This is a genomic window from Brevibacterium sp., assembly GCF_052105255.1.
Taxonomy (GTDB): Bacteria; Actinomycetota; Actinomycetes; order Actinomycetales; family Brevibacteriaceae; genus Brevibacterium; species Brevibacterium linens_B.
In genome coordinates, this window is the sequence record NZ_JBQDYQ010000011.1 from 13358 (window position 1) to 29690 (window position 16333).

Below are 16333 nucleotides of genomic sequence, written 5' to 3' on the forward strand. Positions count from 1 at the left end.
TTTTCTCGGATCTCACCCGGGAGTCGACGTTGGGACCTAGGATGGGAAGATGACGACCCACGATGCAGTGACCCGACTCCTCGACGCCCGCCGCCTGCAAGGCCTCTTGACGAATCAGAACGGCCGCGTCATCGCCCAGTACTCGTTCCTCAACTCCGAGGGCAATTCCTCTCTCAGCCACCTCGCCGATATCAGCGGGGAGGAGCCCCGACGCATCACTCGCGGCGACCAGTCCGTGGGTCCGGCCGCGCTGAGTGAGAACGGCACGATCGTCTTCGCCTCCAAGCGCAAAGGCGAGGACGGCAAAGATGCTGAGTCCCCGAGCCTGTGGGCGCTGCCGGACAACGGAGAGGCCCGCAAACTCGCCGACCACTCGGGCGGTTTCTCCCGCATCGAGGTCAAGGGCGAGACCATCGTCGTCGAGTTTCCCGTCCATACATGGGCCGCCGACGAAAACGACCATCAGGAATTCAGCTCCGAACGCAGTGACGCGAAGGTCAGCGGGATCCTCCACACCGGGTTTCCGGTCCGCCGCTGGGATCACGATCTGGGGCCGGGCCGACAGACCCTGGCCGTGGCCACCCTCAACGAGGCGGCCGCCGACTTTCCCGAAGTCAGCGACGAGCTGAGTACCCCGTCGGGCTTGGGGTTCCGCTACCTGTCTCTGCCGTCCGGTCGACTGGTCGACTGGGCCGTCGACGATGAGGCACGCTTCGTCCTCGTCCAGCTCGAGAAGCCGATCCCCGGCCAGCTCGAGGCCAGTGAGATCTGGCGCGTGGACCTCGACGGGGAACCCGAACTGCACCGTCTGACGAAACCGGCAGCCGATCACAGCTTCGACATCGAAGCCATCAGCCCGGACGGAACGAAAGCGCTGGTCACCCGCGTACAAGCCTGGACTCCGCAGACCAACCTCGCGGCCGAACTCAAAGTCCTCGACCTGGAGACCGCGGAACTGAAGTCCGTGTGGCCGGATGCCGATTTCTGGTTCTCTCCGATCTGGGCGGACGATTCGACCATCGTGGCCACCGCCGATGATCACGGCCGCGGCAGCATCTTCATCGGTGATGTCAAAGATGCGCAGCCCAGGCGGCTCGTCGGGGGAACCGATCAGAAGTATTCGTTCTCGGGGCTGGCCCTGCGTGAGGACACGGTCGTGGCGACCGCCTCGGCGATCGATGTCGCGCCTCTGCCGATCTCCGTCGACCTCGCCACCGGGGTCATCAGCGAACTCGCGAACCCGGCGACGGTCCTCGACGAGGAAGGCACCCTCACCGAGGTGGAGGTCCGTGCCGAGGACGGCACGCCGATCCGTGCGTGGCTGGTCCTGCCGGAGGGGGAGGGGCCGCATCCGCTCGTCGTCTTCGCCCACGGCGGACCGTGGGGGTCGTGGAATGCGTGGACCTACCGGTGGAATCCGGGTCCTTTTGCGGCCGCCGGTTATGCTGTGCTGCTGCCGGATCCGGCGATCTCCACCGGATATGGGCAGGCGATGATCGATCGCGGGCAGCAGCAGCTCGGCGGCACTCCGTTCACCGACGTCATGGCGCTGACCGAGGCCGCAGGGGAGAGGACGGACATCGATGCCGAACGCATCGGCCTGGCTGGCGGATCCTACGGCGGGTACATGGCCAACTGGGTGGCCGGGCACACCGGCAGCGCGTTCAAGTGCATCGTCACCCATGCCTCCCTGTGGAACACCACGTCGATGGGGCGGACGACGGACAATTCGTCCTGGGATCAGGCGATGCGGGAACAGTCGGCGCAGTATTCGCCGCACCTGTTCGCCGATGACATCGAGGTGCCGATGCTCGTCATCCACGGTGACAAGGACTACCGGGTGCCGATCGGGCAGGGCCAGGAACTGTGGCTGGACCTGCTCACCCGGGCGAAGACTCCGCTCGACGCCGATGGCGACACTCAGCACCGGTTCCTCTATTTCCCCGACGAGGGGCATTGGATCCTCGGCCGTGGGAACGCCGAGGTCTGGTACCGAACCGTGCTCGCGTTCCTCGACTCGCACGTGCTCGGCATCGACGCGGACCGAGTCCGCACGCTGGGCTGAGTCGGCAGTCGATCCGTCGGCTTCCTGAGGTGGGGAGGCAAACGGTTCGTCTGCGCCCCGGGGCGGGGCGGCTACCGGTTCGGGGCGGCTACTGGTTCGTCCGCGCCCCCGGGACGAGCCGATAGCCGATTCGCCGGCACCCCGCCCGTCGACACTCTGCTCGCCGGGACCCTGCGGAGGGGGAGCTCGCCGGGACCCTGCGGTAGGCAGTTCACAATCCGATTCCGTACCCTGAATGTTGTGTTCGCAGAGCGATGGAAGGACCTCGATGACACAGACCGCACAGATCCCCGCCGAGGCGGTCATCCACAATGCGTGCGTCCTCGACGGTGATCGGGCGACGTTCACCGAGGAGACCGCGGATACGTGGATCGCGATCGCCGAAGGTACGGTCACGGCACGGGGCCGTGGGGACGGCTGGAAGGACGGAGCCGCCTCGGGGCGGGGAGAGGTCATCGACGCCGCCAGCGGATACGTGGCTCCCGCGTTCGTCGACATCCACTGCCACGGTGCGGGCGGCGCAAGCGCCGAGGACGGGATCGAGGCGATCGATGCGATCCTCGACGTGCATCGGGCTCACGGCACCGGCAGGCTCGCGCTGTCCTACGTCTCGGACACGATCGACGGTCTGTGCCGGTCCCTGCGTGCCGGAGCCGGTCTCGTCCGCGATCGGGCCATGGTCATGGGGCTGCATGCCGAAGGGCCGTTCCTGTCTCCGGATTTCAAGGGTGCGCATGCCCCTGAGGTGCTCACGTCGCCGACCCCGGAGGCCGCCGAGGCGATCCTCGAAGCCGCAGACGGAACTCTCGCGCAGATCACGATTGCCCCCGAACTGCCCGGTGCGCTCGATGCGATCGCGCGGTTCTCTGCGGCGGGCGTGCGTGTGGCCGTCGGTCATACGGCCGCCGACTTCGAACTGACCGCGCAGGCGTTCGAGGCGGGAGCAAGCATCCTCACCCACGCATTCAACGCGATGCCGGGCATCCATCATCGTGCTCCGGGGCCGGTCCTGGCTGCGGCCGAAGCTGAGCATGTCACCGTCGAACTCATCAATGACGGCGTCCACGTCGTCGCCCCTGTCGCGCGCATGCTCCATGAACTCGTGCCCGGACGCCTCGCGCTCATCACCGATGCCATGGCGGCGACGGGCCTGCACGACGGGAGCTATCACCTCGGTTCGCTCCCGGTCGAAGTCAAGGATGCCGTGGCGCGCCTGGTCACCGCCGACGGCACTCAGGGAGCCATCGCGGGGTCCACGTTGACGATGGACGAAGCCGTGAAGCGGGCCGTCACCGAGGTCGGGGTCAGCCCGTTCGACGCTGTGCAGTCCGCGGGGCTCGTTCCACTGCGTGCAGTGGGTGGTGTGCCGGGGTCGGGTGATTCTCTGCGTGCGGTGGGTGGTGCCGCCGATGCCGGCAGCCTGTTGGCTCCCGGAATGCCGGCTGAACTCCTGCTCCTCGATGGGGACATGAGCATCCGAGGCTCGCGGTTCGGCGGTTGACTCCGGTCGAACATTGCTGAATCCGTCTGAGCCTCGTTGAGTTCGAAGGGCTGACCGATGCGACTGCGCCCGTCACGCAGCTGAACCGGGCCGAACCGGACCGAACCGGGCTGAACCGGACCGAACCGGGCTGAACCGGACCGAGCCGAGTTGAATCCGGCTGAGCCCGGCTGAACTTGGAAAGTGGGCACAGCTGTCCCCTGAAAGTGGGGCGGCTATTTGTCGAACAGGGAGTCGACGATGTCATCCGCGATGAAGCGGGCGTGGAGGATCGGAGTTCGAGCAGGATCCTTTGCGGCGGGCGGAACGTAGGCCGGTCGCCCGTCGAAGAGCATCACCGTGTCCCAATCGGTGCGGTCGAGCAGGTGGTGATGATAGCTGCAGAGCAGCGCGAGATTGTTGATCTCCGTCTTGCCGCCGAGCGCCCATGGAATCACATGGTTGGCATCGCACCAACCGGGAGGGGCGTCACAGCCGGGGAAGGTGCAGCCTCGGTCGCGGGCGGTGATCACTGCCAGCTGTCTGCGATTGGCGAAGCGCTGTTCTGTGGCCACCTGCATCGTCTTGGCCTTGTCGCTCATGAGGTGGAAGAACAGCGAGCCGTTGAGGCCGTTTCTCATCAGTTCCTTGATGGGAATGGGATTGTCGGCGCCCGTGGTGCCGTGTCCCGTGCCTTTGGCCAGATCTTCGGCGGTGGCGTTGATGACGAGAGCATAAGGCGCTCCTGCAGCCGTCCGCTGTTTGTCGATCGTGGTGACGAGGCCGGCGAATCGTTCGTAGATCCATTCACGTGCCGAGGGCTGTTCGGCGCTGACGTCGACGAAACCGCCGTCCTCACGAATGCCGACGCCGGGGGCGGCGGCCGGATTCCCGGTCGTGCGAGCTGCATCGAGATCGGGTTCCGGAACTCGCTTCGCGTCATACCGGTCGCCGGAGAGCACCGCATCGACGATCTCGAGCAGCTCTTCATCGGGCAGCGGCGAGCTCGTTGCCTCAGGAGCGGCGGTCTTGATGCCGGCGCCGCTCTCGTCAGCACCGGCGGTGTCGGTGCCGGCTTTGTCAGCGTTGGTCTTGTCGTCTTCTCCCGCAGCTTGGATCCGTGAGGTCAGCAGTCCGTTGAGAGTGCCCCCGGTGACGGGGTCGAGCAGCCCACGCAGCTCCCAGTCGCCGTTGGCCCTGGCACGCATGGACATGTTGTAAGCCGAGCGGTCGCTTGAGTCTTTCGGTTCTTCTCCGTCCGGGTCGATGTAGCCCATGAGTTTGCCGAAGATCTCGCGCAGGTCCTTGAGGCGGACCTTGGGTGCGTTGTCGACCAATCGTGTCTCGACGTCACTGCGGACGGCCTGACTGACCCACGTGGGCAGCTTGCGCATGCAGTCTTCGATGACAGACGCCTGGGCGGCGGAGATCGTGCCGGCATGGAGCGCATCCGCGACGACCGGGTAGAGAGGCGGCAGAGCCTGGCCGGCCATATCGACGCGTCCGCCGAGGTTCTTGGCCATATCGGTGCGGCGGTTCGCCTCCGCGCCGGTGAGGTTGAATCGGTTCTCGATGAGCGATTTCGTCGACTTGGCGCCGAAATCGCTGGGTGTTCCGACGCGTTCGCAGACGGAGAGTGCGAGCGTCGACAACGCGTCGTTGATGCGTGTGATCGCCTCGACCCCATCGGCGAGCATGATGGCCTGTTCCGGTCCCATGGGGCGATCGAACGTGCGCAGCTCATCTTTGAGGCTCATGAGCTGAGTGATCGAAGAGGTGACCTCGGGCGCAAAACGGCTGAGATCCGTCCACTCTTCGTCGGCCAGCAGCGGGTGACCGCTGGTCTGCGGGGAGTTGTCGGCGTTCCGAGCGGAATGATCGGAGCTGCGTTCGGGAGTGAGGGTCATGGGGATGATTTCCGTTCACCAACATCGTTGTTGTTGGAATCCAGTTTACTCTCCAAGGCAATAGAATGCCATAGAGAATCGAAAAAAAGTTCGAACAGATATAATGTGTTCGTCGATGTTCGATCATAGAACCATAGACTCTTGCCAGATGTCTGCAGAAGCGCATGCCCATGACTCGTGCTGCCTCCGGCCCACTTCACGGAGGCCTTCGCGGCAGTGTTCCGGCTTCGAAAGTGTCAGGCGGTCGTGGCACGATTGGAGTATGGATGCCCTGCTCCTCATTGATACCGACGACGCCAGCTACCCCAGCGATGACGCCATGGAGACCCTCGGCGATATCGTCACCCGGACCCGCGCTGTGGGCGGTGTGCTCATCTTCGCGTCGACGAAGGCCGACCTCGCCGACACTCCCGATGAGGAGCTGAGCATCTTCGTTCCCGACGAAGAGGATCTCGTACTCCGCTCCGAGAGCCCCGATGTGTTCGAAGGCATCGACGATCTGGCCGCAGGTCTGCATGACCTCTCCGTCGACCGGATCATCATCGCCGGCGCCGACGCCACCTCGGCCACGCCCGGCGCCGACGCCAACACAGGCGAGCCAGGCGCTGGAGCTGGCAGCGATGCCACTGACCCTGCCGCCAAAGCGGGAGGCGATGCCGACGCCAGCGCCTCCTCGGCGAGCACCCCCGGAGCCGTCTACGCCTCGGCGATGGCGGGTCTTGTGTGCAACTTCGACGTCGTCGTCCTCTCCGACTCCACCACAGATCCGGACGGAAAGCTTGTCACCTGGGGCGATGCTGCCGCTGACGCCGGCGCTATGGTCAAGAAGACCGCCGATACCTGGCTGCGGATGTAGGCTCAGCCGCCTTCCCGAAAGTGTTCTACGTTGAGTAGAATGTGGGAGCGAGCTGAGAGGAGGACCCATGACCGGATGGACGAAGTCCGTGCGCGCGCTCTTCGCCGCTCTCTTCACGACCCTCCTCGCCCTGCTCATGCACCTCGCCGCCGGAGGCGGAATCTCGGTTCCCGGCACTGTGGTCGTCTTCGTCCTCGTCCTGTGGGCGGCGATGATCGTCGCCGGCAGGCGCCTGGGCTATCTCACTCTGGCCGGACTGCTCGGCCTCGGGCAGGTGCTCATGCACCTGACGATGAGCTGGTCCGCCCGCACCCTCGCCCATGCGGGGGCGCACACGGGAACCGCCCATTCCGGAACCGGTCAGACCGGGACCGGAATGGGCGGTTCCACCTCCGCCGAGGCGGCCCTCCACGCCCACGCCGGACACATCGTCCCGGCCCCCGGCTCCCTTGATCTCGGTCCGGCCGCATCCGCGCTCGGACATGCGAACCACGGTGCCGCCTCGGCGGGGATGATCATTGCCCACCTCGTCGCCGTCCTCGTCACCGCCGTGCTCCTCAAGCGCGGTGAGGACATCGTCCTCAGCATTCTGCAGCTGGCCCTGGGGCCGGTGATCGGTGCACTGCGTGCCCTCTCCGAGGCGGCCGGGGTCCTGGCCGACGAACCGTTCCGCAAGCTCAGCGCTTCGTTCCGACTGCCGCAGCCGGTCACCTCGGCGGTCGTCGGTCCGAACTATCGGCGCGGCCCGCCCGCACTCGTCTGACACCTCCCACGGCGATTCAATCGTCGTCTCGCACCCGTTCTCTGGGTGAACCCATCCATCATCGGGCGACCGACCCCTCAGCGGCGGCGACCCGACCCCTGGTGACAGTCGAGCCAATCCGCCGCATCAGCGGCAGAGACTCTGCGGCTCCAGGCTCGAGCCGATTGGCGAGCCTGCATGATCGACCCGTGCTCGACTGCACCTGAATGACGAAAGTGCAGACATCATGCGAAAGAACATCACCCTGACACTTGCCCTGCCCATCGCCGTCGCCATCGGCCTGGCAGGCTGCGGTCACGACGACAGCACGGCAGCCGGGTCGACGCAGGCCGGAGGCAGCAGCTCCGCCTCAGCGGACACTGTGGACAGCCGAGTCGACGCCGAGGCGCTCAGCCTCGACGGCGCCTGGGTCAAGGCCGCCGACGACGGAATGACCGCAGTCTTCGGCGAACTGAAGAACAACACCGACCAGGACATCACCCTCGTCGAAGCGAAGTACGCGGACGCGAAGATGGTCCAACTCCACGAAACCGAAGGCGACGGTTCCGGCGGAATGTCCATGCAGGAGAAGAAGGGCGGCTTCACCATCCCGGCCGGGGAGAGCCTCGACCTCGAACCCGGGGGCGATCACATCATGATCATGGGCCTGAAGAAGGCCATCAAGCCGGGCGAGCAGATCAGCCTCGACCTCGTCACCGCCGACGGCGAGACCGTCGAGGTCACTGCCGTGGCGAAGGAGTACTCCGGAGCCCAGGAAGACTACGCGCCCGGTGAAGCCGAAGGCTCCAGCGACGGCGAGAATGCCGACCACGCCGACGATGGCGACGACGAGGGCTCCGACCACGGAGACCACGGTGACCACTGAGCCCGGTCGCCCCGGCTTCAGCCGCCGCGGTCTCCTGACCTCGGCGGCCGCAGCCGGCGGCGTCGGAATCGTCGGTGCCACGGGCGGATTCGCACTCGGCCGCGGCTCCGAATCGCAGGGCGCGAGCGCCGGTGACGGCGGGCCGTCTCGGCGAGATCTGGACGGGGCGAACGGGCCGCAGACCGAGCCGTTCTACGGCACTCATCAGTCCGGTGTCGAAACCCCGGCGCAGGCGTATGCGCACTTCATCGCGTTCACACTGGGGCCCGGGATCACGGCCGCCGAGGCGGTGCGCTGGCTGCGGCTGCTCACCGCGGATGCGGCCGCACTGACGCAGGGGCAGGCGCCGTTGGCCGACTCCGAATCCGAACTCGCCGTCGACCCCGCCCGGCTGACGGTGACCTTCGGATTCGGCGCCGCACTGGTGGCATTGGCAGGAAAGGACCATGTCCCGGACTGGCTGAAGCCGCTGGAGGCGTTCTCGATCGATCGCCTCGATGAGGACCGCTGCACGGGTGACCTGCTCCTGCAGATCTGCGGCGACGACCCGCTGACCGTGGCACATGCCAGGCGCATGCTGTTCAAGGACTCACGCTCATTCGCCGAGGTGGCCTGGCAGCGCGACGGATTCCGACGTGCCTACGGCAGCTCGGGGGAGGGGAAGACCCAGCGGAACCTCTTCGGTCAGCTCGACGGCACAGCGAATCCGGGGCCCGGATCCGAGGACTTCGCGCGGATCATCTGGGGCCAGGGCACCGAGACTGCGGACCCGGTGTTCTCCGCCCGCGGGGAGCCGCCGGCCGATCTCGGCGCGCATCTGCCTGTGTGGATGCGTGGGGGAACGACGCTGGTGCTGCGTGATATCGCGATGAACCTCGACACCTGGGACCAGGCCGATCGACCGGCACGGGAGTTCTCGGTCGGGCGGACCATGGACACCGGGGCACCGCTGTCGGGCAAGGACGAGTTCGACGTCCCGGACTTCACCGCCGTCGATGAGCGCGGACTGACGAAGATCTCGCAGGTCGCGCATATCGCTCGCGCCCGCGACGGACTGGGTCCGGAGGCGCAGATCCACCGGCGCACGTTCAACTATGAGACCGGTGCCGGTGGGGATTCGGGGCTGCTGTTCGCGTCGTTCCAGGCCGATATCGAGCGGCAGTTCCTGCCGATCCAACGCCGCCTCGCCGAGGTGGACCTGCTCAACGAATGGACGACGCCGATCGGGTCGACCGTGTGGGCGATTCCGCCCGGAGCGACCCAGGACGGCTACGTCGGGCAGGAGCTGTTCGACGGGTGAGGAAGCGGCGCGGCCGCCGGGCCGATGACGGGCGCCGGGCCGATGAGTATGAACGGGCTCAGAACAGCGCCTGCGGCAGGGCGCCTTCGAACTCGAGGAGGCGCCGCTTGGTCTCGAGCTCGTGCCCGGGCAGTCCGCCCGAGTACCCGCCGAGCCCGCTGCCTGCGACGACGCGATGGCAGGGGACGATGATCGGGATCGGATTGAGCCCCATGATCCCGCCGACGGCCCGCGCCGGAATCCCGGTGCCGCTGGCTTCGGCGAGTTGCCCGTAGGTGACCGTGGTCCCCGCGGGAACCTCGTCGGCCAGGGTCGTCAGCACGGTCCTCGCGATGTCCGATACCTGACCGAAGTCCACGGGCAGATCGATGTCACCGAGGCGGCCGTCGAAGTACGCGCGCACCTGGACGATCGCGTCGGCGAGGATCGGATCCGAGGCGGCGGTCGCCCCGGCGGGGAGCGAAACGTCGGCGACCGCCTCGGCGGGGATCGGGTCCGACTGTCTGGCTGCCTCGGCGGGGATCGATGCGGCGGACACGGCCGCCTCGGCGGATGTGCGCCATTCGAGCCGGACGATCGACCGGCCATCGCTGGAGACTGTCAGGGGGCCGACGAAGGTGTCGACGGATGCCGAATGGATCGCCATGAGATGCCCTCCGTTCGAGTTCCGCGCACCGAACGCGGTGCCAACGGCGCTGCTCCATCGAGTCTACTCATACAGCTGTGCCCTCCCGACTCTGTCGAGTCGGGAGGGCACTGCATATTCATGACTGCGCGCCGCGCGGCGGGGAAGTCAGCAGCTGAGCAGAGGACGTCGACCTCAGGGCAGCTGCTGCCGCGGCGACGAGATCACTCCTCGTCAGGCAGCTCACCTTCGTAGGCGTCCGGGTTGGCCTTCAGCCACTCGGTGATGGCCGCTGGGGGATCATTCTTGCCGTCCTTGCCGTACTTGTTGACGACCAGGTCCTCGAGTTCCCCGTACTGCTTGTCATCGAGCTTGATGTTGCCGATGTAGTCGGCGGCATCGGAGAACTCATCGCTGAAGCCCTTGGTCGCGGTGAAGTGGAGCTTCTCGGGATCGCCCATCGCACCCTTCGGGTCCTCGAGGTCCTTGACCGGGTACTCGTTGTTCGCCCAGAACGGACGCCACAGCGTGACGACGATGTCCTTCTCGGCATCGGTCGCATTGCCGAGCTCGGTGAGCATGGCAGCCGTCGACGAGGTGACGAGTTCGTATTCGTCGTCGAGACCGTATTCGGGAATCATCGCCTTGGTGGCCTTCGTCAGACCGGCACCGGGCTCGATTCCGACGATCTCGCCGTTGAAGTCCTTGCCCTTGCCCTTGAGATCCTCGATCGAGTTGACGTCGTCCATGTACTTCGGGACGGCGATCGTGAGGACGGCATTGTCGTAGTAGGCGCCGACGTCTTCGAGATCATCACCGTACTTATCGATGTACTGCTTGTGCGTGACCTCGGGCCACGAGGACGGATACATATCGATATCGCCGTTGGCGACACCGGCGTAGAGGACGGCTGCCTCACTGAAGGTCTCGGTCTCGACGTTGTAGCCCATCTTCCCCAGCTGGTTCTCGAGCAGGAGCGAGATGCTCTCTCCGTCGGTCCAGCCGGTGACGTAGCCGAGCTTGATGTCGCCCTTGTCGCCGCCACCGCTGCCATCGTCGCTCGACGCTTCCTGCGAGCAACCGGTCAGAGCGAGGCCGAGGGCTGCGACTGCAGCGACGAACGGGGTGAGAAATCTTCTCTTCATTATGTGTTCCTTTTCTCTAGTGTTCGACATTTCAGACTGTGTGGTCCATCGATTCAGGCTGCTGCGGCAGTTGCCTTGTTCTTCGTGCGGCGACGGCGCATCCCTGCCACGAGCGAGCGCGGGTAGTCCTTGGCATTGCCCAAGGCTGCGGTGACGCGATCGAGGTAGACCGCGATGATCACCACGCCGAGTCCGGCTTCGACACCGAGCGGCAGGTTCTGCGTGGCGATCGCTTCGACGACGTTCTTTCCGAGCCCGTCGGCGCCGACCATGCCGGCGATGACGGCCATGGCCAGTGCGAGCATGATGACCTGGTTGATGCCGGCCATGATCGTGGGCGTGGCCAAGGGCAGCTGGACTCCGCGGAGGATCTGGCCTGGAGTCGCACCGAAGGACTGTCCGGCTTCGACCGTCTCCGAATCGACGCCGCGGATGCCGAGCTCGGTGAACCGCACGCCCGGAGGCAGAGCGAAGATCACCGTTGCCACGAGGCCGGGGACGACGCCGATGCCGAAGAAGGTGACAGCAGGGATGAGGTAGACGAATGCCGGCATCGTCTGCATGAAGTCGAGGATCGGTTTGATGACCGCTGAGGCTTTGTCGCTGCGTGCGGCCAGAATGCCGACCGGAATGGCGATGATGACGGCGATGACAGCGGCGATGATGATCAGCGCCAGGGTCTGCATCGCGGCCACCCATTGGTCCATCGTCATGATGAAGAACAGGGTGATGAGGGTGCCCACGGCCATCTGCCACGAGCGGAAGACCCAGCCGATGAGCGCCAGCAGGATGATGATGACGAGCGGATGGAGGTCGACGAGCACGTCGGTGAGGACGTCGATGAGGAGGTTGAACAGCCAGGTGACGGCGTCGAAGAACCACGCGACGTTCTCTTTGAGCCAGTCGAATGCTGTGTCGACCCAGGCTCCGATCGGAATTCGGATGTTCTCCATCAGCGCTCACCCCTTTCGCCGGCGACCTGCGGTGCGGCGGCATCATCGCCTTCGGCCAGTACCTGGTCGATGATCCCGGTGTCGACTGGCTCGGGCCAGCCTTCGACTGAGGCGTCCGTCGCCTGCTCGTCGTTGCCGTTTTGGTTGCCGAGCGCGGCGAGCAGGGTTGCCCGCGGCACGACACCGACGAGTTCGCCGTCGGAGTCGGTGACCGGCACCGGCAGAGGCATCTCCGCGGTCGGGAGGAAGAGGTCGATGAGCAGGTCGTCCGGGGACGCAGGGTGGGCGACCGGCTTGATGATCTCGTCGAGAGTCGTGGCGCCTGTCCGGATGTGCTCGACGCAGGCGCGGTCGCTGACGAGTCCGAGGAACTTCCGGTCCTTGTCCGTGACATACACGCCCGAGGCGTTGTTCTCACGCATGGTGCGCAGCGCGACGCGGGGGCCGTTCTGATTGGTCACGGTCTGACGTGCCTTCTCCATGACGTTGTTCGCGGTGAGGACCCGTGCTCGATCGACGTCGTGGACGAACTGCGCGACATAGTCGTTGGCAGGGTCGGTGAGGATGTCCTCCGGGGTGCCGACCTGGACGATGCGTCCATTGCGCATCACCGCAATCCGGTCACCGAGGAACATCGCCTCATTGAGGTCGTGGGTGATGAAGATGATCGTCTTCTTCAGCTCCCGTTGCAGTTCGACGAGCTGTTCCTGCATTTCGCGGCGGATCAGCGGGTCGAGGGCGGAGAAGGCTTCGTCCATGAGGAGGATGTCGGTCTCGGCCGCAAGCGCGCGGGCCAGACCGACGCGCTGCTGCATACCGCCCGAGAGCTGTTCGGGGAATTTGTCGCCCCAGCCATCGAGGCCGACGGCCTTGAGCCAGCGGTCGGCGGCCTTGTCCCGTTCCGCCTTCGCGACTCCGCGGATCTCGAGCGCATAGGCGGCGTTGTCCCGGACAGTGCGGTGCGGGAGCAGTGCGAAGTGCTGGAACACCATCGAGATGTGTTCGCTGCGGACCTTGCGCAGTGTCGCGGCGTCGACCTTTGCGATATCGGTGCCCAGCACCTCGACGGACCCGGCAGTGGGTGCCCAGAGCCCGTTGAGCGTGCGGATCAGGGTCGACTTGCCCGAGCCCGACAGGCCCATGACGACGAAGATCTCGCCCTCCTGGACGTCGAAACTCGCGTCGATGACGGCGGCCGTTCCGAGTTTGGTCAGATCATCGCGGTCCGCGCCTTCTTCGAGTCGCTTGACGACTTCGCCTTGGCGCTTTCCGAAAACTTTGTAGACGTGTGACGCTTTGACAACGCTCACGTGCTTCCTCCTTGCATTCTTGGCAGTCCGCAAGAACGAGAGGCTTCACCCCCGTTTGCACGGTTCGGTGCTCGCAGAACAGATCCGAATAGCTCAATTGCGCACGCGCCTCACCGCACACGGATATCTGATCCACCATTGTAGTTTTATTCAGGGTCTTCGGCAGAGATCTCATCGGGATTATGCGGCGCGCCCTTCTTGACTGGCGCTCTGACCTGGGGAAACAACTGCTCGTGCGTTACTTGATTGTTATAATCATCGATTGGAGCATGTAGATGTACCGTTTATGGATTTGTTACCGGATATGAGGTTTTGATGCAGTAGGCGGCCTTGTCTTCAGGGCGTCCGCAGCGATTCCGAGAGGAAGTGGATCACGGCCGGAGTGACCACCTCGGCGAACTCTTCGAAGAATCCGTGGCGGCCCTCCGGCAGAATGCGCAGCTGAGAACCGGGGATGCGTTCGTGGAGGATGCGGGCATTTCCGACCGGGTTCATCCTGTCGGCGTCGCCGTGCATGATCAGCGTCGGAGCGGTGATCTCCGGCAGTCGATCCCACGCGTCGTGATTGGCGCTGATGCGCAGATGGGCGGATGACTCGGCGGCCGTCATCGTGTCGTCGCCGAGCATCTTGCTGGACTTCGCCGACACCGTCCACTCGGGGGTGTAGAAGAGGTCGAAGAGGTACTGAGTGTGCTCATCTCCGCGCAGCCGCGCCAATGCCTGGCCGACCTCGCGCGGACGCTTGACCCCGTGCGGACCGCCGGGGGAGGTGCATCCGAGTACGAGCGCGCTCACTCGACCCGGGTGGTTGAGCGCCAGCATCTGCGCGATGCGCCCGCCCATGGACGTGCCGTACACCGCGGCCCGATCCACGCCGAAGCGGTCGAGCACGTCCGCGGCGTCGTCGGCGAAGCTCGCCGTCGACAGCTCGCCGAGCTCGCCCCGGCTGCCGCCCGTCCCGCGATAGTCGAACGTAATCGTGCGGAAGTCCGCTTCGAAGTCCCCGCGCAGATCGTCCCACCACTCGTGCGAATTCGACTGTCCCTGCAGCAGGAGCAGCGCTGGGGCGTCCTCCGGCCCGCTGACCTGGGCTTCGAGCGGGAAGCCATCGCGTGCGCTGATCCTGTCCATCTGCATCGTCTCCACCCGTGTCCTCCCGCCTGCGCGTGCCTGATCACCGCCTACGCTTGAGAGATGAAATCATTGCCGTTCCTCAATCCTGCCGTAGGATCGCCCGCAGTGCGCAATCCCGACCGACCGGCCATCATCGTGCCCACGCTGGCGCTCGATGCCGAGGGTCTTGCTGCCGAATGCGCTGCAGCCGCCGCGACCGGGATCGTCGACGCCGTCGAATGGCGCATCGATCCGCTGCTCGCCGCCGCTTCCGGTTCCGCACAAGGTGGGGCGCACAGTGGTGTGCACGGCCTCGCCGAGGCGGCCCTTCGTCTGCTTCCGCATGCGCTCACAGCCGGGCTGCCGATCCTCCTGACCGTGCGCACCGGTTTCGAAGGCGGGCAGGTGGCGATCACGGAGGACGACTACGCCGAGGTGGTGCGGGAACTCATCGCCGGGGTCGCTGATGTCGAGGCGAACGCCGGAACCGCTGCCGGCGCCGGTCCCAGCGGCACCGGTGGAACCGGCACCGCCGCCTCGGGAGTTCCCGGCAGCGCATCATGGGGCGTTCCCGTGGCCATCGACGTCGAGATCGATCGGGCCGAGTCGGGCTCCCTCATCGCCTCGGCGCGGGAGGCGAGCGTGCCCGTCGTCGCTTCACACCACAATTTCGAGTCCACGGACTCCGCCGAACGCCTGCTGAAGACGTTCGCTGCGATGAGCGAGGCCGGTGCAGATGTGGCCAAGGTGGCGATGATGCCGCAGGCGCCGGCCGATGTTCTGCGTCTCCTGGAGGCGACGGCCGCGGCGGATGCCTCGTTGCCGGTTCCCGTGCTCGGAATCGCGATGGGACTCTTGGGCCGGACGAGCCGGATCATGGGCGCCGACTTCGGCAGCTGCGCCACATTCGCGCAGATCGGTCGGGCCTCGGCCCCGGGGCAGATCGAGGCATCGGTCCTCGCCGAGATCCTCGACCGCGTCGGAGGTAGGTGTGTATGAGCGGCCTCAAAGTTCATACGCGGTGATCTTGATCAGGGCGTATGAATTTCTGACCCGCGTTTGCCGAGGGGTTTGCTGACGGGCCTGGCTCAACCGGCAGAGTCCGTCGGGGAAGCAGACGGCCCGCGAAGCATGTGCTTCGCGGGCCGTTTCGCTGGTGGAGGTCAGCGAAGGATCAGTCGGTGGTCTCTTCGATCTGCTTGCGGAACTTCTTCGGCAGGGCCTCATCGCCGAAGTTGTTGCGCACGGTGTTCGCGGCGATGCGCTGAACCACGAGCTGAGCCACAGCCACGCCGACGCCGGAGACGATCGTCCAGGCCAGAGCCTCGGACATCGAGATCTCGTCATCGACAGGGTTCGACGGCGCCGGGCGCTTCGTCGACTTCTCCCACGCGAAGGTCAGGGTCTTGCGAGCGACGAATGCAGCTGCGATAGGCGCTCCCACGCCGATGATCTGCCAAGCGAGCTTTCCCATGCTCGTGTCCTTTCCTTTGAACCTTGGATCCCGTGCCTCTGGGGAGTCGCGGGAACGTATTCCGTCGAAGACAACACTAACGCAGGACGATGCGCCCGGGGCCACCCCCGTTCGAACGAGGTCGAGAAAGTTCCCTCATTTCATACTTTTGGGGGATGTGCCGGGCAGATCGGCGGGGATAGCGTGAGAGCACGCTTCGGTCGGGCAAAGGGAAGGTCTGAACCGAAACGTGAAGAGAAAGGCACACGATGCTGAGGAAGTGGAAGACGCGCGTCGTCACCGGACTGTTCGTCTGTGGCGCCCTCGGATTCCTGCTTGCGCTGCTGCCGGGACTCTCCGGCGTCTTCTGGCCGGTGTGGCTGATCAGCTGCGCCGCCTGCATCCTCGGGCTCGTTCTCGCCTTCACTCTCCCCTCGGCGAAACCCGCCGACGCTCTGCCCCGAGCCTGAAGAGCTCGGGGCAGCGCATCCCCGACAG

The 16333-nt window shown here is 65.6% G+C and carries 15 protein-coding genes; 8 read left to right on the forward strand and 7 right to left on the reverse strand.

The window, feature by feature from the left end; translation table 11 throughout:
• Positions 1 to 49 precede the first annotated feature (49 nt).
• Entirely contained in the window at positions 50 to 2065 is a 2016-nt protein-coding gene (locus ACTIIH_RS05225) for a S9 family peptidase (RefSeq protein ID WP_441450920.1), read from the forward strand.
• 268 nt (positions 2066 to 2333) lie between these two features.
• Positions 2334 to 3566, forward strand: coding sequence for an N-acetylglucosamine-6-phosphate deacetylase (locus ACTIIH_RS05230; protein WP_441450922.1), 1233 nt, complete (start codon positions 2334 to 2336; stop codon positions 3564 to 3566).
• Positions 3567 to 3781: 215 nt separating this feature from the next.
• Here the strand turns inward: ACTIIH_RS05230 and ACTIIH_RS05235 are convergent, their stop codons facing one another.
• Complete coding sequence (locus ACTIIH_RS05235; protein WP_441450923.1) at positions 3782 to 5452, reverse strand: DUF222 domain-containing protein; 1671 nt, start codon at positions 5450 to 5452, stop codon at positions 3782 to 3784.
• Positions 5453 to 5714: 262 nt separating this feature from the next.
• Between ACTIIH_RS05235 and ACTIIH_RS05240 the strand changes: the two genes are divergently transcribed.
• From ACTIIH_RS05240 to ACTIIH_RS05255, 4 genes are all read left to right on the forward strand, one after another.
• Positions 5715 to 6308 carry a hypothetical protein gene (locus ACTIIH_RS05240; RefSeq protein WP_441450925.1) on the forward strand — a complete coding sequence of 198 codons (594 nt, stop codon included), beginning with the start codon at positions 5715 to 5717 and terminating at the stop codon, positions 6306 to 6308.
• Between the two features lie 67 nt (positions 6309 to 6375).
• Positions 6376 to 7071 (forward strand): hypothetical protein, encoded by a 696-nt coding sequence (locus ACTIIH_RS05245; protein ID WP_441450927.1) that lies wholly within the window; start codon positions 6376 to 6378, stop codon positions 7069 to 7071.
• Positions 7072 to 7297: 226 nt separating this feature from the next.
• Positions 7298 to 7936 carry a copper chaperone PCu(A)C gene (locus tag ACTIIH_RS05250; protein WP_441450928.1) on the forward strand — a complete coding sequence of 213 codons (639 nt, stop codon included), beginning with the start codon at positions 7298 to 7300 and terminating at the stop codon, positions 7934 to 7936.
• Positions 7890 to 9236 carry a Dyp-type peroxidase gene (locus tag ACTIIH_RS05255; protein WP_441450930.1) on the forward strand — a complete coding sequence of 449 codons (1347 nt, stop codon included), beginning with the start codon at positions 7890 to 7892 and terminating at the stop codon, positions 9234 to 9236. The genes ACTIIH_RS05250 and ACTIIH_RS05255 overlap by 47 nt, the downstream gene beginning before the upstream one ends.
• A gap of 58 nt (positions 9237 to 9294) precedes the next feature.
• Here the strand turns inward: ACTIIH_RS05255 and ACTIIH_RS05260 are convergent, their stop codons facing one another.
• From ACTIIH_RS05260 to ACTIIH_RS05280, 5 genes are all read right to left on the reverse strand, one after another.
• Positions 9295 to 9882, reverse strand: coding sequence for a methylated-DNA--[protein]-cysteine S-methyltransferase (locus ACTIIH_RS05260; RefSeq protein WP_101595312.1), 588 nt, complete (start codon positions 9880 to 9882; stop codon positions 9295 to 9297).
• 203 nt (positions 9883 to 10085) lie between these two features.
• Positions 10086 to 11006, reverse strand: a complete 921-nt coding sequence (locus ACTIIH_RS05265; protein WP_127365074.1) for a glycine betaine ABC transporter substrate-binding protein — start codon at positions 11004 to 11006, stop codon at positions 10086 to 10088.
• 53 nt (positions 11007 to 11059) lie between these two features.
• On the reverse strand, positions 11060 to 11959 hold the full coding sequence (locus ACTIIH_RS05270; protein WP_127365073.1) for an ABC transporter permease: 900 nt from the start codon (positions 11957 to 11959) through the stop codon (positions 11060 to 11062).
• Positions 11959 to 13269, reverse strand: coding sequence for a quaternary amine ABC transporter ATP-binding protein (locus tag ACTIIH_RS05275; protein ID WP_127365072.1), 1311 nt, complete (start codon positions 13267 to 13269; stop codon positions 11959 to 11961). The genes ACTIIH_RS05270 and ACTIIH_RS05275 overlap by 1 nt, the downstream gene beginning before the upstream one ends.
• A gap of 336 nt (positions 13270 to 13605) precedes the next feature.
• The gene (locus ACTIIH_RS05280; protein WP_441450977.1) at positions 13606 to 14406 is read right to left on the reverse strand and encodes an alpha/beta fold hydrolase; all 801 of its coding nucleotides are present in this window, start codon (positions 14404 to 14406) and stop codon (positions 13606 to 13608) included.
• Positions 14407 to 14463: 57 nt separating this feature from the next.
• On the opposite strand from ACTIIH_RS05280, the gene ACTIIH_RS05285 reads away from it, so the two are divergent.
• Positions 14464 to 15381 carry a type I 3-dehydroquinate dehydratase gene (locus tag ACTIIH_RS05285; protein ID WP_441450932.1) on the forward strand — a complete coding sequence of 306 codons (918 nt, stop codon included), beginning with the start codon at positions 14464 to 14466 and terminating at the stop codon, positions 15379 to 15381.
• 175 nt (positions 15382 to 15556) lie between these two features.
• On the opposite strand, the gene ACTIIH_RS05290 is transcribed toward ACTIIH_RS05285, so the two are convergent.
• On the reverse strand, positions 15557 to 15856 hold the full coding sequence (locus ACTIIH_RS05290; RefSeq protein WP_025777085.1) for a DUF4235 domain-containing protein: 300 nt from the start codon (positions 15854 to 15856) through the stop codon (positions 15557 to 15559).
• 248 nt (positions 15857 to 16104) lie between these two features.
• Between ACTIIH_RS05290 and ACTIIH_RS05295 the strand changes: the two genes are divergently transcribed.
• On the forward strand, positions 16105 to 16305 hold the full coding sequence (locus tag ACTIIH_RS05295) for a hypothetical protein (RefSeq protein WP_025777086.1): 201 nt from the start codon (positions 16105 to 16107) through the stop codon (positions 16303 to 16305).
• The last annotated feature ends 28 nt before the right edge of the window (positions 16306 to 16333 follow it).

Coding starts and splice junctions, on each gene's coding strand:
- ACTIIH_RS05225 (WP_441450920.1), top strand. CDS start 50: ATGACGACCCACGATGCAGTGACCCGACTCCTCGACGCCCGCCGCCTG.
- ACTIIH_RS05230 (WP_441450922.1), top strand. CDS start 2,334: ATGACACAGACCGCACAGATCCCCGCCGAGGCGGTCATCCACAATGCG.
- ACTIIH_RS05235 (WP_441450923.1), bottom strand. CDS start 5,452: ATGACCCTCACTCCCGAACGCAGCTCCGATCATTCCGCTCGGAACGCC.
- ACTIIH_RS05240 (WP_441450925.1), top strand. CDS start 5,715: ATGGATGCCCTGCTCCTCATTGATACCGACGACGCCAGCTACCCCAGC.
- ACTIIH_RS05245 (WP_441450927.1), top strand. CDS start 6,376: ATGACCGGATGGACGAAGTCCGTGCGCGCGCTCTTCGCCGCTCTCTTC.
- ACTIIH_RS05250 (WP_441450928.1), top strand. CDS start 7,298: ATGCGAAAGAACATCACCCTGACACTTGCCCTGCCCATCGCCGTCGCC.
- ACTIIH_RS05255 (WP_441450930.1), top strand. CDS start 7,890: ATGGCGACGACGAGGGCTCCGACCACGGAGACCACGGTGACCACTGAG.
- ACTIIH_RS05260 (WP_101595312.1), bottom strand. CDS start 9,882: ATGGCGATCCATTCGGCATCCGTCGACACCTTCGTCGGCCCCCTGACA.
- ACTIIH_RS05265 (WP_127365074.1), bottom strand. CDS start 11,006: ATGAAGAGAAGATTTCTCACCCCGTTCGTCGCTGCAGTCGCAGCCCTC.
- ACTIIH_RS05270 (WP_127365073.1), bottom strand. CDS start 11,959: ATGGAGAACATCCGAATTCCGATCGGAGCCTGGGTCGACACAGCATTC.
- ACTIIH_RS05280 (WP_441450977.1), bottom strand. CDS start 14,406: ATGCAGATGGACAGGATCAGCGCACGCGATGGCTTCCCGCTCGAAGCC.
- ACTIIH_RS05285 (WP_441450932.1), top strand. CDS start 14,464: ATGAAATCATTGCCGTTCCTCAATCCTGCCGTAGGATCGCCCGCAGTG.
- ACTIIH_RS05290 (WP_025777085.1), bottom strand. CDS start 15,856: ATGGGAAAGCTCGCTTGGCAGATCATCGGCGTGGGAGCGCCTATCGCA.
- ACTIIH_RS05295 (WP_025777086.1), top strand. CDS start 16,105: ATGCTGAGGAAGTGGAAGACGCGCGTCGTCACCGGACTGTTCGTCTGT.